The organism is Acidovorax sp., assembly GCF_021287135.1.
GTDB lineage: Bacteria > Pseudomonadota > Gammaproteobacteria > Burkholderiales > Burkholderiaceae_C > Acidovorax.
In genome coordinates this window covers 119,644-141,515 of the sequence record NZ_JAJTBB010000031.1, presented here as the reverse complement: position 1 = coordinate 141,515, position 21,872 = coordinate 119,644, and the positions used below count along the sequence as shown (strand labels likewise).

General features: G+C 70.4%; 19 protein-coding genes. 11 read left to right on the top strand and 8 right to left on the bottom strand.

What is annotated here, in order from left to right:
* Positions 1-51 precede the first annotated feature (51 nt).
* The 5 genes from LWW96_RS08715 to LWW96_RS08695 all read left to right on the top strand — a co-directional run bounded on the left by LWW96_RS08715 (position 52) and on the right by LWW96_RS08695 (position 5,270).
* Entirely contained in the window at positions 52-984 is a 933-nt protein-coding gene (locus LWW96_RS08715) for a glutathione S-transferase family protein (protein WP_291486000.1), read from the top strand.
* 160 nt (positions 985-1,144) lie between these two features.
* On the top strand, positions 1,145-2,050 hold the full coding sequence (locus LWW96_RS08710) for an SDR family oxidoreductase (RefSeq protein ID WP_291485998.1): 906 nt from the start codon (positions 1,145-1,147) through the stop codon (positions 2,048-2,050).
* A 59-nt stretch (positions 2,051-2,109) separates the two neighbouring features.
* Positions 2,110-2,703, top strand: a complete 594-nt coding sequence (locus LWW96_RS08705; RefSeq protein WP_291485996.1) for a methylated-DNA--[protein]-cysteine S-methyltransferase — start codon at positions 2,110-2,112, stop codon at positions 2,701-2,703.
* A 212-nt stretch (positions 2,704-2,915) separates the two neighbouring features.
* A complete protein-coding gene (locus LWW96_RS08700; RefSeq protein WP_291485994.1) occupies positions 2,916-3,938 on the top strand; it encodes a diguanylate cyclase in 1,023 nt (340 codons plus the stop codon).
* A 66-nt stretch (positions 3,939-4,004) separates the two neighbouring features.
* On the top strand, positions 4,005-5,270 hold the full coding sequence (locus LWW96_RS08695) for a multidrug effflux MFS transporter (protein WP_291485992.1): 1,266 nt from the start codon (positions 4,005-4,007) through the stop codon (positions 5,268-5,270).
* Positions 5,271-5,324: 54 nt separating this feature from the next.
* On the opposite strand, the gene LWW96_RS08690 is transcribed toward LWW96_RS08695, so the two are convergent.
* From LWW96_RS08690 to LWW96_RS08670, 5 genes are all read right to left on the bottom strand, one after another.
* The gene (locus tag LWW96_RS08690) at positions 5,325-6,305 is read right to left on the bottom strand and encodes an NAD(P)H-hydrate dehydratase (RefSeq protein WP_291485990.1); all 981 of its coding nucleotides are present in this window, start codon (positions 6,303-6,305) and stop codon (positions 5,325-5,327) included.
* The gene (locus LWW96_RS08685) at positions 6,302-7,069 is read right to left on the bottom strand and encodes a histidine phosphatase family protein (RefSeq protein WP_291485988.1); all 768 of its coding nucleotides are present in this window, start codon (positions 7,067-7,069) and stop codon (positions 6,302-6,304) included. The genes LWW96_RS08690 and LWW96_RS08685 overlap by 4 nt, the downstream gene beginning before the upstream one ends.
* A gap of 11 nt (positions 7,070-7,080) precedes the next feature.
* A complete protein-coding gene (locus tag LWW96_RS08680; RefSeq protein ID WP_291485986.1) occupies positions 7,081-7,359 on the bottom strand; it encodes a hypothetical protein in 279 nt (92 codons plus the stop codon).
* A 179-nt stretch (positions 7,360-7,538) separates the two neighbouring features.
* Positions 7,539-8,657 carry a DUF72 domain-containing protein gene (locus LWW96_RS08675; protein ID WP_291485984.1) on the bottom strand — a complete coding sequence of 373 codons (1,119 nt, stop codon included), beginning with the start codon at positions 8,655-8,657 and terminating at the stop codon, positions 7,539-7,541.
* 32 nt (positions 8,658-8,689) lie between these two features.
* Positions 8,690-9,094 (bottom strand): hypothetical protein, encoded by a 405-nt coding sequence (locus tag LWW96_RS08670; protein WP_291485983.1) that lies wholly within the window; start codon positions 9,092-9,094, stop codon positions 8,690-8,692.
* Between the two features lie 124 nt (positions 9,095-9,218).
* Between LWW96_RS08670 and LWW96_RS08665 the strand changes: the two genes are divergently transcribed.
* From LWW96_RS08665 to LWW96_RS08655, 3 genes are read left to right on the top strand one after another with little or no spacing between them, the layout of a single operon-like run.
* On the top strand, positions 9,219-11,585 hold the full coding sequence (locus LWW96_RS08665; protein WP_291485981.1) for a Tex family protein: 2,367 nt from the start codon (positions 9,219-9,221) through the stop codon (positions 11,583-11,585).
* 60 nt (positions 11,586-11,645) lie between these two features.
* A complete protein-coding gene (locus LWW96_RS08660) occupies positions 11,646-12,473 on the top strand; it encodes an HDOD domain-containing protein (RefSeq protein ID WP_291485979.1) in 828 nt (275 codons plus the stop codon).
* A 54-nt stretch (positions 12,474-12,527) separates the two neighbouring features.
* A complete protein-coding gene (locus LWW96_RS08655; RefSeq protein WP_291485977.1) occupies positions 12,528-13,697 on the top strand; it encodes a patatin-like phospholipase family protein in 1,170 nt (389 codons plus the stop codon).
* Positions 13,698-13,739: 42 nt separating this feature from the next.
* On the opposite strand, the gene LWW96_RS08650 is transcribed toward LWW96_RS08655, so the two are convergent.
* Positions 13,740-16,589 (bottom strand): EAL domain-containing protein, encoded by a 2,850-nt coding sequence (locus tag LWW96_RS08650; RefSeq protein ID WP_291485975.1) that lies wholly within the window; start codon positions 16,587-16,589, stop codon positions 13,740-13,742.
* A 260-nt stretch (positions 16,590-16,849) separates the two neighbouring features.
* A complete protein-coding gene (locus LWW96_RS08645) occupies positions 16,850-17,986 on the bottom strand; it encodes an iron-containing alcohol dehydrogenase (RefSeq protein ID WP_291485974.1) in 1,137 nt (378 codons plus the stop codon).
* Positions 17,987-18,088: 102 nt separating this feature from the next.
* Between LWW96_RS08645 and LWW96_RS08640 the strand changes: the two genes are divergently transcribed.
* The 3 genes from LWW96_RS08640 to LWW96_RS08630 all read left to right on the top strand — a co-directional run bounded on the left by LWW96_RS08640 (position 18,089) and on the right by LWW96_RS08630 (position 20,868).
* Entirely contained in the window at positions 18,089-18,958 is an 870-nt protein-coding gene (locus LWW96_RS08640) for a fumarylacetoacetate hydrolase (RefSeq protein WP_291485972.1), read from the top strand.
* A 68-nt stretch (positions 18,959-19,026) separates the two neighbouring features.
* Positions 19,027-19,947 carry an alpha/beta hydrolase gene (locus LWW96_RS08635; RefSeq protein WP_291486012.1) on the top strand — a complete coding sequence of 307 codons (921 nt, stop codon included), beginning with the start codon at positions 19,027-19,029 and terminating at the stop codon, positions 19,945-19,947.
* A gap of 9 nt (positions 19,948-19,956) precedes the next feature.
* Positions 19,957-20,868 carry a YbgC/FadM family acyl-CoA thioesterase gene (locus LWW96_RS08630; RefSeq protein ID WP_291486009.1) on the top strand — a complete coding sequence of 304 codons (912 nt, stop codon included), beginning with the start codon at positions 19,957-19,959 and terminating at the stop codon, positions 20,866-20,868.
* Positions 20,869-20,935: 67 nt separating this feature from the next.
* Here LWW96_RS08630 and LWW96_RS08625 read toward each other — a convergent pair whose 3' ends face one another.
* Complete coding sequence (locus LWW96_RS08625; RefSeq protein WP_291485971.1) at positions 20,936-21,871, bottom strand: folate-binding protein; 936 nt, start codon at positions 21,869-21,871, stop codon at positions 20,936-20,938.
* Position 21,872: the final 1 nt, after the last annotated feature.

The window sequence follows — 21,872 nt, the reverse complement described above, 5'->3', positions numbered from 1 at the left end:
GCCCGCGCGCTCCCGGCCTGACGCACCCCTTCCGAAATCGTGGAGAACCCGATGTCCCACCTCATCCTGCACCACTACCCCTCGTCGCCGTTCTCGGAAAAGATCCGCGCCGTGCTGGGCTTCAAGCAGCTGGCCTGGAAGTCCGTCATCATCCCCAGCGTCATGCCCAAGCCCGACGTGGTGGCGCTGACGGGCGGCTACCGCAAGACGCCGTTCCTGCAGATTGGCGCCGACATCTACTGCGACTCGGCCCTGATCTGCGACGTGCTGGAGCACGAACAGCCCGAGCCCGTGCTGTACCCGCCGCACTTGAAGGGCGTGGCCCGTGTGTTTGCGCAGTGGGCCGACACCACGCTGTTCTGGGCGGCCATGGCCTACAACCTGCAGCCCAAGGGCGCGGCCGTGCTGTTTGCCAACCTGCCGCCCGCTGCCGCCCAGGCTTTTGGCGAAGACCGCCGCGCCATGAGCACCGGCATGCAACGCCTGCGCGCGCCAGACGCCGCCGTGGCCTACCGCTCGTACCTGCGCCGCATTGCCAACATGGTGGAAGAGCACGACTACCTGTTCGGCGCCGAACCTTGCCTGGCCGACTTTGCCGCCTACCACCCGCTGTGGTTCACGCGCCAGTGCGTGCCGGTGATGATGGACATCTTCACCAACACCCCGGCGGTGCTGGAATGGATGGACCGCGTCGCCGCCCTGGGCCATGGCCGCATGGAAAAGTTCAGCGCGCAAGACGCCATCACCGTGGCCGCCGGCATGGACCCGCTGCCGCTGGCGGACGACGTGTTCCAGGACGAGCACGGCATTGCGCTGGGCAGCCAGGTCACCATTGCCGCCGAGAGCTTTGGCACCGAGCCGACCGAGGGCGAGCTGATCGCCGCCACGCGTACCCGCTACACGCTGCGGCGCACCGATCCCCGCGCGGGCACCGTGCATGTCCATTTCCCGCGCATCGGATACGTTTTAAGAGCAACCCCCTGAGCGGCTGCGCCGCTTCCCCCTTCTCTCGAATTGCAGTCGCAATTCGGGAAGGGGGACGACGCCCTCGCTGCGGGGCGGCCCTTGCTAGGCGTCTCTGGCTTGGGCCTTGCCAGTTTTGACCAACGCCGTAAATGGCAACGATTTCAAGGAGACAAGACACATGATCGACAACTTTGCCGGCAAGACCGCCGTCCTCACCGGCGCAGGCTCGGGCTTTGGCCTGGAGTGCGCGCGCATTGGCGCCCGCCTGGGCATGAACCTGGCGCTGGTGGACGTGCAGCAGGACGCGCTGGACGCCGCCACGGCCGAGATGCAGGCGGCCGGTGCCCAGGTGCTGGCGCGCAAGGTGGACGTTTCGAACGCTGCCCAGATGGAGCAGCTGGCCGCCGACGTGCAGCAGCGCTTTGGCGCGCCGCACCTGGTGTTCAACAATGCCGGCGTCGGCGCGGGCGGCCTGGTGTGGGAGAACTCCGTCAAGGACTGGGAATGGGTGCTGGGCGTGAACCTGTGGGGCGTGGTGCACGGCGTGCGCCTGTTCACCCCCATGATGCTGGCAGCCGCCAAGGCCGACCCGGCCTGGCGCGGCCACATCATCAACACCGCCAGCATGGCCGGCCTGCTGGCCGCCCCCAACATGGGCATCTACAACGTGAGCAAGCACGCCGTGGTGGCGCTGTCCGAGACGCTGTACCAGGACCTGTCGCTGGTCACCGACCAGATCGGCGCCAGTGTGCTGTGCCCGTTCTTCGTGCCCACCGGCATCAACCAGAGCCACCGCAACCGCCCCGGCGATCTGCCGGCCGAGAAGCCCACCAAGAGCCAGCTCATCGGGCAAGCCATGAGTGACAAGGCCGTGGGCAGCGGCAAGGTCACGGCGGCTGAGGTGGCGCAAAAGGTGTTCGACGCCGCAGCGCAAGGCCAGTTCTACATCTACAGCCACCCCAAGGCGCTGGCCTCGGTGCAGACGCGCATGGAAGACGTGATGATGGGCCGCAACCCCACCGACCCGTTTGCCGCCAAGCCCGAGCTGGGCGCCCAGCTGCGCGCGGCGCTGCGGGCAGATTGAGGTCGAAAATGGCCTCCAGGGCTTGCTGGAAAAGCGCAAGCAGCTATTGAAATAGTAGCGTGCAGTCCCCCGACGAATACGGCCACCACCTGTTTTCCACGCCGCTGGGCACCTGCGGCATTGCCTGGGGGCCGGGGGGCATCGTGGCGGTGCAACTGCCCGAGGCCGACGCCGCCGCCACGCGCAGCCGCCTGCTGCGGGGCGTGCCGACGGCGTGCCAGCAGGGCGAGGCCACCGCGGACGGCGGGCCGCTGCCCCCGACCGTGCTGGCCGCGGTGCAGGGCATCCAGGCGCTGCTGGCGGGCCAGCCCCGCGACCTGCGCGAGGTGCCGCTGGACATGGCCCGCATTTCGCCGTTTCACCAGCAGGTCTATGCCATTGCGCGGGCCATTGCGCCGGGGCAGACCCGCACCTATGGCGACGTGGCGCAGCAGCTGGGCAGCCCGGGCCTGGCGCGCGCGGTGGGGCAGGCGCTGGGGTTGAATCCGTTTGCGCCCGTGGTGCCGTGCCACCGGGTGCTCGCGGCTGGCGGGCGGCCGGGCGGCTTCTCGGCCGGTGGCGGCGCACTGACCAAGCTGCGCATGCTGGAGATCGAGGGCGCAAGCCTGGGTGGAACCCTGCCGTTGTTCGGTCCCCTGGGCGAGCCGCGGTAAGCCCGAGGGTCCCCGCTGCGGCATGTCCGCGGTGTGGGGCGGCGTCCACACCGGGCCGCGCGGCTGCGCGGTCTTTGCCCTGCGCAGCCTGGGCGGTGCTACATTCCTGCGAGCGCCCCGAACCGCGCTGCCGCGCCCTCGGCCCCGGCGGTATGCGGCAGCGGCGCGCCCACCCCAGCGCCCCACCGGCCACGGAACACGAGGACCAGCCCATGTCACCGCAACGCCACCGGCTCGCCCGTCTGCTGTTCGACGAGTACATCGAGATGTACGCCGCACGGGACACGCGCCTGCTAGACCGGTTCAGCGAGAACTTCAGCGGCTTTGCGGGCAGCAGCGACCTGCTGGTCAAGACACGCGCCGAATGGGTGCGCACCACGCAGCAGGACTTCGCCCAGGTGCCCGAGCGCATCGGCATCGAGGTGCTGGAGGTGTTCCCCCAGGAGCTGGGCGCGGATGTGCTGGCCGTCACCGCGTTCTTTCACATCCACCTGCCGCAGCCCGACCCGGTGTTTGCGCGCGAGACGGCGCGCCTGGTGCTGGTGTTCCGCCAGGAGGGGGACGACTGGAAGATCGCGCACAGCAGCATCTCCATTCCCTACGGCAACGCGCCCGAAGGCGAGGTCTACCCCGCCGCCCGGCTGCGCCAGCACAACCTGGAGCTGCAAGCCCTGGTGGAGGAGCGCACGCAGGCCCTGGCGCAGGCCAACGAGCGGCTGCAGGTGCTCAGCCATACCGACGCGCTGACGGGCCTGGCCAACCGGCGCCGCTTTGACGAGGCGCTGGAGCAGGAATGGGCCCGGGCCCTGCGTGCGCAAACGCCGTTGGCGCTGGTCCTGCTGGATGTGGATGTGTTCAAGCACTTCAACGACCACTACGGCCACCTGGCCGGCGATGCCTGCCTGCAGGCGCTGGCCCTGGCGCTGGCCCAGACGGGCGGGTGCCGCGAGGGCGATGTGGTGGCGCGCTTCGGGGGCGAGGAGTTCGTGGTGCTGCTGCCGTCCACCGGGCCGTCGGCGGCCGAGGAAGTCGCCCACCGCATCCGGCAGGCCATTGCCGCGCTGGCGCTGCCCCACGAAGGGGCGCCCTGGGGCATCGTCACCGTGAGCTTCGGCGTGGCCAGCCTGGTGCCCCGGCGCGATCAGGCCCCTGCCGAACTGGTGCGGCGCGCAGACCGCGCCCTCTACCGCGCCAAGCAGGGCGGCCGCAACCGCATCGAGCTGGCGCCGGAGTGAGCGGCCCGCAGGGGCATGGCAGGGGCTGCAGCGCCGGGGGCGCGGGTGTGGCGACAATGCCCGGGTATGGATCCCACTTCTTCCCCTGCTTCTTCGTCTCCTGACGCCTCGTCGTCCTCCTTCTCCCGTTTTCTGAAAGCGGCCCTCATCCTGGGCCTGCTGTCGGCCATCGGTCCGTTTGCCATCGACATGTACCTGCCGGCCTTGCCCGCCATCGGCGCCAGCCTGGGGGCCGAGGTGGGCGCCGTGCAGTGGAGCCTGACCGCGTTCTTCATGGCCCTGGGCGTGGGCCAGCTGTTCTACGGGCCGGTGTCGGACATGGTGGGGCGCAAGCCGCCGCTGTACTTCGGCCTGGCGCTGTTCACCCTGGCCAGCGCGGGGTGCGCGCTGGCCACCGACATCCACACGCTGGTGGCGCTGCGCTTCGTGCAAGGCCTGGGCGCCGCCGCCGGCATGGCGATTCCGCGGGCGGTGGTGCGCGACCTGCACACCGGCACCGAGGCCGCGCGGCTGATGTCGCTGCTGATGCTGGTGTTCAGCATCTCGCCGCTGCTGGCGCCGCTGGCCGGTAGCGGTGTGATTGCCGTGGCGGGCTGGCGCGGGGTGTTCTGGGCGGTGGCCGTGGCCGCCGTGGCGGGGCTGCTGCTGGTGGCGCGCGGCCTGACCGAAACCCGCCTGCCCGCCGACCGCTTGGAGAGCAGCCTGGCCAGCGCGCTGGCGGGGTACTGGCTGCTGCTGCGCGACACGCATTTCCTGGGGCTGGTGTTCATCGGCGGCTGTTCCATGGCGGGGTTTTTCGTGTACCTGGCCGGCTCGCCCTTTGTGCTCATCAACCACTACGGGCTCAGCCCCGTGCAGTACAGCTTGGCGTTCTCGGTCAACGCAGCGGCTTTCTTTGCCGCGGCGCAGTTCACCGCGCGGCTGGGCCGCCGGTTCGGGCTGGTGGCCACCGTGAAGGCGGCGATGAGCGGCGCAGGCGCCGTCATGGCGGCGCTGCTGGCCTACTACCTGGCGGGCGGCGACCGCCTGGCCGTGCTGCTGTCGCTGTATTTCGTGGCCAGCGGCCTGATGGGGCTGGTGATTCCCACCACGTCGGTGCTGGCGCTGGAAGAGCACGGCGCTATCGCGGGCACGGCCTCGGCGCTGCTGGGCACGCTGCAGATGCTGATTGGCGCGTTGGCCATGGGCGTGGTGGGCGTGTTTGCCACCGGCAAGCCGCTGCCCATGGTGGTGGGCATGGCCTGCGGCGCGCTGCTGGGGCTGGCGCTGACCTGGGCCACGCTGGGCCGCCACCGTGCCGTGCCCCGCAGTCCCCGGTCCCACGCGGGGTGATGTGTTTGCTATTGAATAGATAGCTGCTTGCGCTTTATTGACAAGCGCTGTGGGCTATTTTGGCAAGAATTCTGGGGGTGGTGCAGGCAGACTGCTGCGCTGGCGCAAGGGCGCGGGGCGCAGCGGGCTCAGGGCGTGGATCAGCCCGGGCACCTGCGCGGACAGCTCGCGCGCCAGGTAGCCCAGCGCCCCCTGTTCCTGTGCCAGCGCATGGCCGGCGCGGGCGTGCAGCCACACCCCCCAGGCGCACGCCTGCAGCGGCGTGGCGCCGCGTGCCGCCAGTCCGCCGATCAAACCAGCCAGCGTGTCGCCCGACCCCGACGTGGCCAGCCCCGGCGTGCCGCCGGCAAAGCGCAGCGCCTGCCCGTCAGGCTGGGCGATGACCGTGGTGCTGCCCTTGAGGGCCACGCACGCGCCCCAGCGCTGCGCCGCCGCTCGGGCGCTGGCAAGAGGATCGGCTAGCACGGCGGCCTTGGTGGCGCCGGTCAGGTGGGCCATTTCTCCGGCGTGCGGGGTCATGACCACCGGCTGGCCCCACGGGGCATCGCCCACCGCCGACATGGCGTAGGCGTCCAGCACCACCGTGCTCTGGCGAAATGGGGGCAGCAGCGCGCGCACAAAGGCCACGCTGCGGGCTTCGTCCAGCATGCCCGGGCCCAGCACCACGGCGGCCACCCGCTCGGCCAGCGGTGCCAGCCGGTCGCTGTCGCGCGCGGCAAAGCCACCGGCCCGTGTTTCCGCCAGGCCCATCACGCGTGCTTCGGGAATCGCCAGCGCCAACCCCTGTGCCACCCGTTCCGGCGCCGCCACCGTGAGCTTGCCCGCACCGGCCCGCAGGGCGGCCACGGCGGCCAGCAAGGCCGCGCCGGGCATCTCATGGCTGCCGGCCACGATCAGCACATGGCCGCGCGACTCCTTGTCCGCATCCTCGCCCGGCTGGGGCAGGGGCCAGCGGCGCAGCAGCGCTTCCGTGAGGGCGCGCGGGCGCGGAGCCACAGGACGCGGAGGCAGCGTGCCCGCCGGTGCAGGGCTCATGGCTTGGGCGCGCGTGCCGCGTCGGGCTCGGCGGTGACGGGCATTTGCGCGTCGCGCAAGGGCGCCAGAAAATTGGCCTGCACCAGCCGCATGGCCTTGTCCGTGCGGCCCTCATGGGGGGCGTGGGCGCGGTAGATCGTCACGGCGCAGTTGGGCACGTCGCCCTGGCGGTCGATGTCCAGGATCTGCTGCTCATCCATCTGCTCGACCAGGTAGCGCACGCAGTTGACGATGACCTGGTGCGCCACCACCAGCACCCGCTGGCCGCCGTATTCGCGCGTCACCATCTCCTGCAGGCTGCGCAGCCGCAGGATCACATCGCACCAGCTTTCCCCGCCCGGCGGGCGAAAGTAGAACTTGCCCACATGCGCGCGCTGGGCGTGCAGCTGCGCATGCTGGCGCTGGATGCCCAGCTTGGTCAGCCGGTCGAGAATGCCGAACTCCTTTTCGCGCAGCCGTTCGTCCACGCGCAGCGTGACATGCTCCAGCCGGCTGTGTTCAGCCACCAGCCGGGCGGTCTGCAGCGCGCGCACGTACGGTGAGCACAGGATGACCTGCGGTTGCGCGTCCGCGGCCTGCCGTCCGAACCACTCGCCCAGCGCAATGGACTGGGCCACGCCCAGCTCGGACAGCGGCACGTCGATGTCCCGCCACGCCAGGTCGATGGTGGGCAGCCCCGCCGCCTCGGCCGTATCGCGCGCCACGTTACCGGCGCTCTGGCCGTGGCGCACCACCCACAGCAGGGACGGCCATTGCACTTGCATGGCGGCGCGCGTCAACGGGGCCTGGAAGGCGATGCGCGGCGCACGGCGGCTCCCGCCGGGCCGGCTGCGCGAGCGAGCTTGCCCACCACGCCGTCGCGCCCGGAGGCTGCCCGGGCCAGGAGAGCGCCGCCCACGGTGCGCGCCAGCGCCCGCCCCAGAAGGCTGCGGCTTCGGCGCGCGCCGCGCAGGGCGAGCAATCCGGCGCCCAGCACCAGCCAGTGTTCACCCCGAAAGCCGGGCCGGGCGGCATCCCACTGCTGGGCGTTGCGCAATGTTTGACGGAGGTTCATGGGGCGTTCCTTGGCGTGGGTGGAAGAGGTGGTCCATCCTCGCGCAAGCCCTGCTCAGCGCCTGTCAGCCCAGGGTTTTGGCGCGGGTGCTCCCCGTCCTACACCACGCAACGGCCCGCGACACCGCGCAACAGTGCAACACCGCGCCGCACTCTCCAACCCCGGGCCGCCGTGCTGCTTCAGTCCGGACGGGCTGCCGCGCTGGCGGCCGCGGGCGCCTGTGCCTGCTGGGCCACGGTGGCCTGCGCCACGGCGCGCACCGTCAGCGGCGCGCAGCCCTCGGCATGGTTGCTGATGGTGACGAAGGCGTTTTGCCCGCTGCGCGTCACGGCGCGGACCAGGCCGGCCAGGGCGGTGCGGGTGTCCGGGTCGGGGTGGTGCAGCCGGTCGTAGGGGGCGTACAGCGTTTCGGCGTCTTCGTAGCCGTAGGGGCCGTGCACCGGGTTCAGGTTCCAGCGGCACACCAGCGGGCCCGGCCACAGGGCGCGCAGCACCGGCAACTGCTCGGCCAGGGGCGGCATCTTGGCGTGCAAGCCCAGGCAGTAGGTGGCGCCGGCCTCGCGCAGCACCGCGGCGAATGCGGGGGTGAGCCACTCGGGGTCGCGCACCTCCACGGCGATCACCCCGTCTGGCGCCTGCGGGGCCAGCGCGGGCAGGGCCCGCAGCAGGGTGCGCAGCCGCTGCAGCAGCAGCGGCAGGCGGTCCAGGTCGGCCAGTGGCAACGGGCTGAGCTGGAACACCAGCGCCCCCAGCTTGTGCCCCAGGCCCTGCAGCGCCGGCTCCACGCATTCGGTGCGGGCCAGCTCCGGGCTCAGAAAGGCCGGGTTGGGCTGGCGGCCCCGGCCGTCTTCGCTGCGCACCAGGGCATCGGTGACCAGGCTGGGCGCCTTGACCACAAAGCGGAAGTCGTCCGGCACCTGCGACGCATAGCGCGCGTACTCGCTGGCGGTGAGGGGCCGGTAGAAGCTGCGGTCGATGCTCACCGTGCGGAACAACGGGTGCTGGGCATACACCGCCAGCCCGTTCTTGGACAGCTGGGGCGCAGAGTGCTCACCTTCCCACACCAGGCCCTTCCAGCCCGGGTAGGTCCAGGACGAGGTGCCCAGCCGCAGCTGCGGCGGCAGGGCCCCGGCCAGTGCCTTCAGCGCCTCGTCCTCCGCGGCGGCGGAGACCACGCCTGCCGACCGCCGCTTGCGCGCGCCGGGTTCGGCGGCTGCGCCGTCTGCGGACGGGGGCTGCGGCGCGGGCTTGGCAGGCGGGGCGGCTTCTGGCGCGGGGCCAAACAAATCGTCTTGCATGGATGGATCCAGGGGGCGAAGAGGCGGGGTGCCTACAGCCCCGCGAACAAGCCGCCCTCGTTGAGCAGCTCGAACGCAATCTCCGGCTGCCGCTCCATGCCTTTCTTGATGGCGGCGGGGATGGCCTGCCGCGTCTTGCGGCACAGGCCCTGCTGCTCATGCACCAGGATCGTGATGCCGCGCAGCGTGCGCACCTCGTTCGGGCTGGGGGCAATCGACACGCGGATGCCCAGCAGCTGTTCCATACGGTCCTGCAGGCGGCGCAGCTCGGCCAGGCTGGTGATGTTCTCCAGCCGCTGCAGCAGTTTTTTCTCCTCGGTTACCGTGAGCTGCAGCACGCGCGCGTCGGCGCCGGGGTTCTGCAGCAAGGCATCCCGGTCGCAAACGCAGGCGCCCGGCGGGCATTCGGTGCGGATGGGGAAGGGGAGGGCGTTCATGGGCGTGGGCGGCGGGGGAATTCTAGGGTGGCAACGCTGCCCGGGCCCTCTGCGGGGGCACTTTGGCGCTGTGGCAAACTCCCGCGCTTCGCGTTTTGTTTGAGTGTCAGAGAGTTCGCCACACATGCAGCAGATCATCCGGCAGTTGGCCGCAGAAATCAGGGTCAGTGAACAACAGGTGCGTGCAGCCGTGGAGCTGCTGGACGGCGGCGCCACGGTGCCGTTCATTGCGCGCTACCGCAAGGAAGTGACGGGCGGGCTGGACGACATTCAGCTGCGCGAACTGGAGGCGCGCCTGTCCTACCTGCGCGAGCTGGAAGATCGCCGCGTGGCGGTGCTCAAGGCCATTGACGAGCAGGGCAAGCTGACCGACGCGCTGCGCGCCGCCATTGCCGCCGCCCCGACCAAGCAGGAGCTGGAAGACATCTACCTGCCCTTCAAGCAAAAGCGCCGCACCAAGGGCCAGATTGCCCGCGAGTTTGGCATCGAGCCCTTGGCCGACAAGCTCTTTGCCGACCCCACGCTGGACCCGGCTGTGGAAGCCGCAGCATTCACCAAGCCGCCCGAAGTGCTGGACGACGGCAAGCCCGGCGCTGATTTCTCCACCGTGCCGGCCGTGCTCGACGGCGTGCGCGACATCCTCTCCGAGCGCTGGGCCGAAGACCCGGCGCTGGTGCAAAGCCTGCGCGAGTGGCTGTGGGCCGAGGGCCTGCTGCGCAGCAAGAAGGTGGACAGCAAGAACGAGAACGACCCCGAGGTCTCCAAGTTCCGCGATTACTTTGAGTACGACGAGCCTATCGGCCGCGTGCCCTCGCACCGGGCGCTGGCGGTGTTCCGCGGGCGCGGGCTGGAGATTCTGGAAGCCAAGCTGGTGCTGCCGGTGGAGCCCGAGCCCGGCAAGCCCAGCATCGCCGAAGGCAAGATCGCCCTGCACCTGGGCTGGAGCCACCAGGGCCGCAAGGCGGATGACCTGATCCGCAAGTGCGTGGCCTGGACCTGGCGCGTGAAGCTCAGCCTCTCGACCGAGCGCGACCTGTTTGCCCGCCTGCGCGACGAGGCCGAGAAGGTCGCCATCAAGGTGTTTGCCGACAACCTGCGCGACCTGCTGCTGGCCGCACCGGCCGGCCCGCGCGTGGTGATGGGGCTGGACCCCGGCATCCGCACCGGCGTGAAGGTGGCCGTGGTGGACGCCACCGGCAAGCTGGTGGACACCGCCACGGTGTACCCGCACGAGCCCAAGCGCGACTGGGACGGCTCGCTCTTCACGCTGGCCAAGCTGGTGGAAAAGCACGGCGTGAACCTGATCGCCATCGGCAACGGCACCGCCAGCCGCGAGACGGACAAGCTGGCGGCCGACCTGATCAAGATGGCGGCGAAGGCTGACCGCACCATTGAAAAGGTGGTGGTGAGCGAGGCGGGCGCTTCGGTCTATTCCGCCAGCGAATACGCCAGCCAGGAAATGCCCGATGTGGACGTGAGCCTGCGCGGCGCGGCATCGATTGCGCGCCGCCTGCAGGACCCGCTGGCCGAGCTGGTGAAGATCGACCCCAAGAGCATTGGCGTGGGCCAGTACCAGCACGACGTGAACCAGAGCGAGCTGGCGCGCACGCTGGGCACGGTGGTGGAAGACTGCGTGAACTCGGTGGGCGTGGACCTGAACACGGCTAGCGTGCCGCTGCTGTCGCGCGTGTCGGGCCTGTCGGGCAGTGTGGCCAAGGCCGTGGTGCGCTGGCGCGAAGCCAATGGCGCGTTCAAGAGCCGCAAGCAGCTGATGGACGTGGCGGGCCTGGGCGCCAAGACCTTCGAGCAGAGCGCGGGCTTCCTGCGCATCCGCGGCGGCGAGAACCCGCTGGACATGACGGGCGTGCACCCCGAAACCTACCCTGTGGTCGAGCAGATCCTGGCCAAGACGGGCAAGCCCGTGGCCGAGCTGATGGGCCGCGCCGACATGCTCAAGACCCTGAAGCCCGAGCTGTTCGCCAACGAGCAGTTTGGCGTCATCACCGTCAAGGACATCCTATCCGAGCTGGAAAAGCCCGGCCGCGATCCGCGCCCCGACTTCAAGGTGGCCCGCTTCAACGACGGCGTGGAAGACATCAAGGACCTGAAGGAAGGCATGGTGCTGGAGGGCACCGTGAGCAACGTGGCCCAGTTCGGCGCCTTTGTGGACCTGGGCGTTCACCAGGACGGCCTGGTGCATGTGAGCCAGCTGGCCCACAAGTTCGTGAACGATGCGCGCGAGGTGGTCAAGACCGGCGACATCGTCAAGGTCAAGGTCATGGAGGTGGACGTGGAGCGCAAGCGCATCGGCCTGTCGATGAAGCTGGATGCTGCGCCGCGCCAGCAGGGCGACCGGGGGGCACCGCAGGGCAACCGCTTCGAGAGCGCGGGGCGCGGCTACCAGCAGCCTTCGCGCCGGGCGCCCGAGCCGGCGCAGCCGTCGGCCATGGCGTCGGCATTCGCCAAGTTGCAACAGGTCAAAGGTCGGTGACGGGCTGGCGCCGCTTTGAAGGCCATAATCGCCAGCAATTAACAATCTGGCGCCTGACCCATGGAGTTGAACGCACTGCTGGCCCGCCCCGTGGCACTGCCCAGCCTGCCGCGCGCTGTCGCGCTGCTGATGAGCGAGTTGGCCCATGAGGAGCCCAGCCTGCGCCGCCTGAACCAGTTTTTCGGCACCGACCCGGCCCTGGCCGGGCGGCTGCTGGAGCTGGCCAATTCCCACACCTTCCAGGTGCCCCGCCAGATCGCGGGTGTTCCCGAGGCGCTGGCGCTGCTGGGCACGGCACAGGTGCGCGCACTGGTCATGTCGGCGCCGCTGGGCACCACGTCGCGGTCGGTGCCCGGGGTGAACATGCAGCAGTTCTGGCGCTACAGCCTCAACACCGCCAAGCTGGCCCGTTCGCTGGCGGGCATTGCGCAGCAAAACCAGGTGGCGGCCTATACCGCCGGGCTGCTGCACGCGCTGGGGGAGCTGGTGATCCACCTGGCCGACCCGGAGAGAATCCAGTCCATCAACACACTGGTGGCGCCGTTCGACCTGCGCCGCAGCAAGATCGAGCAGCGCATCCTGGGCTATTGCTATGGCCATGTCACGGCCGGCCTGGCGCGCCGCTGGCGGCTGCCGGAGACGGTGGTGGACGCGCTGCAGTACCAGAGCGCTCCGTTTGAGCACAGCGCCTACGAGCCGCTGGCGGGCGTCATCCACCTGGCAGCCTGGCGTGCCCGCGCCCGCGAGGCCGAGCTGGGCGACAAGGAGCTGGCCGTCACGTTCCCGGGCGAAGTCGGGCTGGCGCTGGGCCTGGACATCGACATGGTGCTGCAGCAGGACCCGATCGACTGGACCGCGCGGCCCGACGCGGCGGACTACGTCGTGTGAGGCGGCGTGAGCCCACCCCGCGTGCCGGCACCTGGCACACCCTTTGAATAGACCATGAAAGCGTTGCGCATCCATGCCGGGCCCCGGGCCCGCGAGCACCTTGCCCGGCAGGGCCTGCAGCCTGCGGACGTGGGCGTGATCCCGGCCGCAGCCGGCGGACCCAAGGGGCTGATCCTCGGGCCGCTGGACCGGTTTCTCTTTGGCGAATGGCTGCTGCAATCGCGCCAGCCGGTGGACCTGGTGGGCGCGTCCATTGGCGCCTGGCGCATGGCGACGGCCTGCCTGGACGACCCGGTGGCGGCGTTCGAGCGGCTGGAACACGACTACATCCACCAGAACTACGACCTGCCGCCGGGCAAGACGCGGCCCACGGCGGCGCACGTGAGCGAGCGGTTCGGGCAGAACCTGCAGGCGTTCTACGGCGGGCGCATCGCCGAGGTGCTGCAGCATCCGCGGTACCGCCTGCACATCGTCGCTTCGCGCGGCCGGCATGTGCTGGCGCGCGAGCACCGGCTGGCCACGCCCCTGGGCTATCTGGGCGCATTCGTGTCCAACACGGTGCACCGCAAGGCCCTGGGCGCGTGGCTGGAGCGGGTGGTGTTCTCGTCGCCCGCTGCGGGCGGCGGGTGCGCGGCGCTGCCCTTTGGTACGCACGACTACCGCACGCGGCAGGTGGCGTTGAGCGCGGAGAACTTCATGCCCGCCTTGCAGGCCAGCTGCTCCATTCCGTTCGTGCTGCAGGCGGTGCACAACATCCCCGGCGCGCCGCGCGGCGCCTACTGGGACGGGGGCATCACCGACTACCACATGCACCTGGCCTATGGCGCAGTGCCGCAGATTGCTATGAAAAATATAGCTGCTGGCGCTTTACCAACGGGCGCTAGAGGCCAAAATGGCTTGAATGCTGCCGACGGGGCTCGCCTGGTTCTGTATCCGCACTTCCAGCACCGCGTCGTGCCCGGCTGGCTGGACAAGGGGCTCAAGTGGCGGCATCGCGCCACGCCGGCGCTGGACGCCATGGTGGTGCTGTCGCCCAACCCCGACTGGGTGCGTACCCTGCCCAACGCCAAGCTGCCCGACCGCAACGATTTCACGCACTACGGCACCGACAGCGCTGCCCGTGCGAAGGCCTGGCAAGCGGCCACGCGGGCCAGCCAGCAGCTGGTGGACGAATGGCAGGCCTGGCTGGAGCGGCCGGACATGGCGGCCGTGCACGCGCTGTAGCGCCACCTGCACGGGCAGAGCGATCTGCGCGACCGGTGTGCGCTACCAGCCCCGGGTGCTGTCGGTCAGGTCCGCCGTGGCCGCGCCGCGCCGTGGGGCCGGGGCCACGCGGCGGGCGGCATAGTCCCGCGCCCAGGTAAGCACCTCGTGCGCCGGCATGGGCCGTGCAATGCCGAAGCCTTGCCCGCGTTCGCAGCCCAGCGACAGCAGCCGGGCCGCCTGCTCGGGGGTTTCCACGCCTTCGGCCACCACGTGCCGCCCGAACGCAGCGGCCAGCGCGACGATGGCGCTCACCAGCGTGAGGTCGTCCCCGTCCTCCAGGATGCCGCGCACGAACGACTGGTCGATCTTGATCGTCTCGGCCGGCAGGCGCTTGAGGTAGGACAGGGACGAGAAGCCGGTGCCGAAGTCGTCCAGTGCAAAGCGCACGCCCAGGGCCTGGCAGTCCTGCATCATCTCGCGCATGTGCTGCATGTCCTGCAGCGCGGCGGACTCCAGGATCTCCAGCTCCAGGCGGTGGGCCGCCACCTCGGGGCAGGTGTGCAGGATGTCCTTGAGCCGCTCGACAAAGTGGGGCCGGTGGAAGTGCGCGGCGGAAATGTTCACGCTCACCTCCCACGCCATGCCGGCATCGGTCCACTGGCGCATCTGGGCCAGGGCCTGGCGCAGCACCCATTCGCCCAGTTCTTCCTCCAGCTCCGGGTCTTCCACCAGCGGCAGCACGTGCTGCGGCCCCAGCAGCCCCTGCTCGGGGTGTTGCCAGCGCAGCAGGGCCTCCACCCCCAGGATCTCGCCAGTGCGCAGGTGCACCTTGGGCTGGTAGTGCAGCAGCAGCTCGCCCGCCTGCAGCGCCTGGGCCACGCGCGTCTGGCGGCTGTGCTGCGTCTGCACCGCGTGGTCCTGCTGCACGTCGAACAGGTGCATCTGGTTGCGCCCCAGGTTCTTGGCCTGGCACATGGCCTGGTCGGCGTGGCGCAGCAGGGTGTCCGGGTTGGCGTCGTCTTGCGGGAACACGGCCACCCCGATGCTCACGGTGGTGTGGAGCACCCGGTCGTCGATTGCGTACGGCGCGGCCAGCTGCTGCATGAGCACGCCCACCCGGGTCTCGATGGCGGCAAGGTGGGGCTGCTCGCCCAGCAGCAGCACAAACTCGTCGCCGCCCATGCGCGCCACCGCGTCCTGCGGTGTGATGAAGGCCTCCAGCCGGCGCGCGGTCTCCTTGAGCAGCCGGTCGCCCACGCGCTGGCCGTGCGCATCGTTGACGGCCTGGAAATGGTCCAGGTCCAGCATGCACACTGCCAGCAGCCGCTCCTTTTGCCGCGCCTGGAAGATTGCGTGGGTCAGCCGCTCAGCCAGGGCGGCGCGGTTGTACAGGCCCGTGAGCGGGTCGTGCCGCGCATGCCAGGAGATCTGGTGCTGCAGGTTGCGCGTCTCCGTCACGTCGCGGAACACCAGCACGCAGCCAACGGCCATGCCATCGGGCTTGCGGATGGGGGAGGCCGTGTATTCGATGGCGTAGCGCTCGCCGGAGCGGTGGATGAGCACCTCCTGCGACACCTGGCGCAGCGCGCCGGGCGCGGGGTCCCGCCGGGCCGCGGCGCTGGCGCTGCGGCTGGCCAGCTGCTGGTACAGGCGGAACACGTCGTCCAGCTGCCGGCCCACCGCCTGCTCGGCGGTGAAGCCGGTCATAAGCTGCGCGGCTTCGTTGAGGGTCTCGATGCAGCCCGACAGGTCGGTGGTGATCACGCCGTCGCCGATGGACGCCAGGGTGACCTCCGCCCGCTCTTTCTCGGCCCGCAGGGCTTCTTGCGCGCGCTTGCGCTCGGTCACGTCCACCAGCGCGCCGATGCTGCCCGCCACGGTGCCGCGCGTGGTGGTGAACGGCGCCTCGTAGTACGCCATGTCGCGGGGCGGCTGGTGGTTGGCGGGGTGGATGCGGATCTCGTTGTCCTGCGCCTGCGCGAGCTGGGTGGAGCGCTCGGGCGCCAGTTCCAGCGGATAGGCAGGCGGCGATGCGGGCGCCGTGCCGGGGCTGGCCGGCGCGTGGAAAAGGCGCTGCCAGGCGCGGTTGACCTGCAGGTACACGCCCTGCGTGTCGCGCACCGCGACGGGCAGGGGCAGGGCGTCGATGAGCTGGCGCGTGAAATGCAGTTGTTCGCTTTGCAGCTGCTGGGTTTCGCGCAGCGACAGGACCAGCGACTGGATCTTGCCCGCCATGTCATTGAAGGTGCTGGCCATGGCGCGGGACTCGAGCGTGCCGGTCACCTGCATGCGCGTGTCCAGCCGACCGTGGCGGAACGCATCCGTGGCGTCGGCCAGGCGCCGCAGCATGCGGGCGTTGGCACGCAGCAGCAGTGTCAGCAGGAGCAGGATGGTGACGATGTTGAGCGCGGAGATGCGCAACTGCACCACCACCGTGTTCCAGATCTGGGCCACCAGGGGGCCGCGCTGCAGCGTGACCGTCAGGCGCGCGGTGGTGCCGTCCGGCGCTGCCTGCGCGAAATGCTGGGTCGGTGGCGCGATCTCCACCCAGCGCTCGAACCACGGCGGCACCGCCGCCGGCACGGTGGGGGCTGCGGCATGGACGGGAGGCCGGTTGGCCACCTGCCACGCCAGCGATTGCACGCCAGGGCCCAGGCGCGCCAGCCCATCGTTCAGCCGCGCCACCTGGGCAGCATGGTCCTCGGCGGCCACGGGTGCCAGCGTGGGCAGCAGCAGGTCGGCCGCCCGGCGCAGTTCCGCCGCGGCGTGGCGCCGGACCTCCTCGGTTTCCGTGGACAGCAGGAAGTGGTAGCGCACCCCGCTGACCAGCAAGATGATCAGAATGATCGGAACATACAGGCGTGGGTAGGTGCCCCGCAGCAGCCAGGTACTGAGATTTCCACTGCGCATGGATGGGGCCCTCCGGGAAGACCGGGCGGGCGCCGCGCGCAGATGCGGCGCTCGCGTGCGCTCTCGGACCCGCTGGGGCGGTGCTCCGCTCAGGCACGCGGCGCCGGTTCGCGCATGCGCTCCCCGGGATAATGAATTGTTAATTAAATGCCGACGCCCCCGAGTCTAGCGCGCACCGCCGCGGCGTGGGACAGCGCAATCCTGGCCCCGCGGCCGCACGCCGCCCGCGCAGGGCCGGTGCGGCACCGCCCCGTCCGGGGTCACAGCGACTGCCGCAGGATCTCGCCGTACTCCTCGGCCGTGGCCACGCGGGGATTGGTCTTGTGGCAATGGTCGGCCATGGCTCCCTGGATGATGTCGCCGAACATGTCCGGGGTAACGCCCATGGCGGCCAGGCCCGCGGGCAGGCCCAGGCGGGCGCTCATGTCGCGGATCGCATCCGGGATGTCGCCGGCGGAGCCCAGCCCCATGACGTGCGCCATGCGCTCCAGGCGCTTCTCCTTCTGGACCGATTCTGCAGACGCATTGAAGCGGACCACTGCCGGCAGGAACATGGCGTTGAGCGTGCCGTGGTGCAGGCGGGGGTTGAGGCCGCCCAGGCTGTGGCTGAGCGAGTGGACGGCCCCCAGGCCCTTCTGGAAGGCCATGGCGCCCTGCATGCTGGCGCTCATCATGTGCAGGCGCGCGTCGCGGTGGCTGCCGTCCCGGGTGGCCTGCTCGATATGGGCCCAGCCGCGGGTCAGGCCGTCCAGCGCAATGCCGTCGGCCGGCGGGTTGAAGGCGGCCGACATGAAGGTTTCCATGCAGTGCGCAATGGCGTCCATGCCGGTGGCCGCCGTGAGCAGCGGCGGCAGGCCCAGCGTCAGCTCGGGGTCGCAGATGGCCGTCTTGGGCACGAGGTTCCATGAATGGAACCCGAGCTTGCGGTGGTCGTCCACGATGATGATGGCGCCGCGCGCCACTTCGCTGCCGGTGCCGCTGGTGGTGGGCACGGCGATCAGCGGCGCCGCGCGTTCGGTGATGCGCGGGGAGCCGCCTTCGATGGTGGCGTAGCGCGTGAGGGGGCCCTCGTGCGTGGCGGCGATGGCGATGCCCTTGGCGCAGTCGATGGCCGAGCCGCCGCCCACGGCGATCAGCCCGTCGCAGCCCTGCGCCTGGTACACCTGCACGGCGGCGCGCACGGCGGCTTCGGTGGGGTTGGAGGGCGTCTGGTCGAACACGGCCACGGGCAGGCCCGCCAGGGCGTCCAGCGCCTTCTGCAGCACACCCGCGGCCTTCACGCCAGGGTCCGTGACGATCAGCGGGCGGGTGATGCCGACGCGCTCGCACTCCTGCCGGAGCAACTGGACGGCGCCGAATTCAAACTGGATCTGGGTGACGTAGTAGATGAAGGCCATGGTGAAGCGGAAGTGGTAGGACGGGCAAAGCGCCAGCGATTACGATAGTCCTCCGGACTGCGAACCGGTGTCGACAGCCCACTTTATAAGGAGGAGACCTGGATGAACACGAAGCAAACCCTGATGGCGGCGCTGGCTGCCGTCGCCTGTGCGACAAGCGTGCAGGCCGAGTGCCTGAGCGATGCGCAAGTGGCCGACCTGGTGGCCCACTACACCGCCAAGACCCCCGCCGCCAATCCCGAGAACCTCTCGGACGCCGACGGCGCCTGCACCCGCGCCAAGGTGAACCAGCTGCTGGCCCAGCGCATGGGCAAGGTGGTGGGCTACAAGGCGGGGCTCACGAACCCCGCCGTGCAAAAGCGCTTCAGCACCGACAAGCCCGTGTGGGGCAAGCTCTACGAAGGCATGGTGCTGGCCAGCGGCGCCACCGTGGACGCGGCCTTTGGCGCTCGTCCGCTGTACGAGGCCGACATGCTGGTGCGGGTCAAGAGCCCTGCGATCAACCAGGCCAGGACGCCGCAGGACGTGCTGGACGCCATCGACCAGATCATCCCCTTCATCGAACTGCCGGACCTGCTGGTGCAGGCGCCGCCCAAGCTCAACGGCGCGGGTGTCACGGCCATCAATGTGGGCGCGCGGCTGGGCGTGGCCGGGGCGCCCATGGCGGTGCCCGCCTACCGCGCCGAGCGCTTTGCCTTGCTCCAGTCGCTGGCAGACATGCAAGTGGTGCTGACGGATGCCTCCGGCGCACGCCTGGGCGGCGGCAAGGGCAGCGATATCCTGGACCACCCGCTCAATGCGGTGGTGTGGCTGGCGCAGGCCTTGGCGCAGGAAGGCCTGGCCATGCAGCCGGGCGACCTGATCAGCCTGGGCTCCTTCTCGCCCCTGCTGCCGCCCAAGCCCGGCCTGTCGGTGACCGCCACCTACGATGGGCTGCCCGGCGCCGCGCCCGTGCGCGTGACCTTCAAGTAACCCATCAGCTCCCGGAACCTGCACCGTTGACCGACCTGCATCTCCACCACACCCGCCTCACCCCCCAGATGCGCAGCGTGCTCCAACGCATGGCGCGCGCCGGGCATCCACCGTTGCACACCCGCTCGCCCCAGGACGCGCGCGCCGCCTACCAGGCCGGTGCCGACGTGCTGGAGGTGCCCAAGGCCGCCCTGGCGCGGGTGGAGGACCTGCACCTCCCCGCGCGTGACGGCCACGCCCTGCCGGCCAGGCTGTACGCCGCGTCCCGCGATGCGGCGTTGCCGCTGCTGCTGTACCTGCACGGCGGCGGCTTCACCATTGGCAGCATTGCAACGCACGACATCCTGTGCCGCGAACTGGCGCGCCTGTCGGGCTGCGCCGTGCTGTCGCTGGACTACCGCCTTGCGCCGGAGCACCGTTTTCCCACCGCCAGCAATGACGCCTGGGACGCGCTGCAATGGATGGCCCGGAATGCCACCACCCTGGGCGCCGACCCGGCGCGCCTGGCGGTGGGGGGCGATAGCGCGGGCGGCACGCTGGCGGCGGTCAACGCCATCCTGGCGCGGGACGCCGGCCTGCCGCTGGCGCTGCAGCTGCTCATCTACCCGGGCTGCGCGGCCCACCAGGACACACCGTCGCACGCCACGTTTTCCCGCGGGCTGGTGCTGGAGGAGCCGGCCATCAGCTGGTTCTTCGGCAACTACGTGCGCAGCCGCGAGGAGCGCGAAGACTGGCGGTTCGCCCCGCTGCTCGCGCCCGACGTGGACGGCGTGGCGCCGGCGTGGATCGGCCTGGCCGAATGCGATCCGCTGGTGGACGAGGGCGTGGACTACGCCGACAAGCTGCGCATGGCCGGTGTTCCGGTGGACCTGGAGATCTACCGCGGCGTGACGCACGAATTCATCAAGATGGGCCGCGCCCTCCCGGAGGCGCGCCAGGCCCATGCCGATGCGGCCCAGGCCCTGCGCCAGGCTTTTGGAATGGAGTGAATGAACAGCATGCAGACCCCGCACCCCGACCTCCCGCTGGCCGCGGCCCCCACGCCCCGCCCGCCCACGCGCAGCCACTTCCGCTGCTTCCACCGCCTGCGCGTGCGCTGGGCCGAGGTGGACATGCAGAAGATCGTCTTCAACGCGCACTACCTCATGTACATCGACACGGCCATGAGCGAGTACTGGCGCGCCCTCGCGCTGCCGTACGAGGCCAGCATGCTGGCGCTGGGCGGCGAGATGTATGTGAAGAAGGCCACGGTGGAGTACCACGCCTCGGCGCGGCTGGACGATGCGCTGGATGTGGGCTTGCGCTGTGTGCGCGTGGGCCGGTCGTCGTGCGTGTTTGAAGCCGGCGTCTTCAGCGGTGACCAGCTGCTGGTGTCGGGCGAGCTGGTCTATGTGTTTGCCGACCCGGCCACGCAGACCTCGCGCCCCGTGCCCCCCGCGCTGCGTGCCATTTTTGAGGGCTTTGAGGCGGGCGCGGACATGGTCGAGGTGCGCACCGGCGACTGGAACACGCTGGGCCGCGATGCCGGCCGCCTGCGCACGGCCGTGTTCGTGCGCGAGCAAGGCATCCCGGCCGACGTGGAGGCCGACGCGCTGGACGCGACCGCCCGCCATGCGGTGGCCTACAACCGGTTGGGCATGCCCGTCGCCACGGGCCGGCTGCTGCAGCAGGCGCCGGGCGTGGGCCGCATCGGCCGCATGGCCGTGGACCGTTCGGTGCGCGGGTCGCAATGGGGGCGCCAGCTACTGGATGCGCTGGTGGCGGCGGCGCAAGCCCGTGGCGACCAGGAAGTGCAGTTGCACGCCCAGCGCAGTGCCGAGGGGTTCTACCGCCGGGCGGGGTTTGCCGTGGCGGGCGAGCCCTGGGAAGAGGCGGGGATCTCCCACATCGCGATGGCGCGGAACCTGTAGGCCTGGCGCGGAGCGCGGTGGCCGACTCGCCGGATTGCCGGCCTGGCTCCGCTGCCCGCCGCTCCGCTCAAATGTCTTCGAGCAGGGCGTAGGGTAGCGGCTCCAGCGCCAAGGGAACGCCGCCGCCCGTGGCGCCCACCTGCAGCGCCTCCTGCGCGGCAGACAGCTGCAGCGAGACAATGGCATCTGTGCCTCCGCCCGGCGCTGGCGCGGCTTGCACTACCGTGCCGCAGGGTTGCTCCAGATCGGACGCGGCAAACACTTCCGCCCCCGCAGCCACTTCCGCCCCCGCAGCCACTTCCGCAGGCGCGTGCGCGATGAAGGCGCGGCGCTTGAGCGTGCCGCGGAACTGGCTGCGTGCCACCACCTCCTGGCCGGGGTAGCAGCCCTTCTTGAAATTCACCCCGCCCACCGATTCGTAGTTGAGCATCTGGGGCACGAAGGCTTCCACCACCGGGGTGCTGAGGGTGGCGACGCCGCTGCGCACATCGCCCCACAGCCACAGCGCCGGGCTCAGTGCCACGCCTTCGGGCGCGGGGCTGGAGGCCGGTGCGATCCAGAGCGCCCGCGGCTGGCCCTCTGCAGGGTGCAGGTGGACCACGGTCGCGGCCCCCACCTGGTCGCGGGTCCAGGCCGGGCGCGGGCCGCCCGCGAGCTGGCCCACCGCGTCCCCGGCCAATCCGTACAGCGCGAAATCCGCCGTCGCATCGCTGAGCCGCGCCTTGGCCCGCAGCACGAACATCGACAGGCGCTTGAGCGTGGCGGGCAGCAGGTCGCGGCTGCACAGCAGCAGGATCTCGCTGTCGCTGCGCTTGAACCCGACAAAGCTGGCCAGCATGCGGCCCTTGGCCGTCAAGAACCCTGCCAGGCGGGCCTGGTCCATGCCCAGCAGGGCGAAATCCTGGGTGAGCTGGCCGTGCAGGAACTTGGCGGCGTCTTCGCCTTCCACGCGGATCGCACCGAGGTGGTGCAGGGGAGCAATACCGTTCAGTAAGGTGTTCATT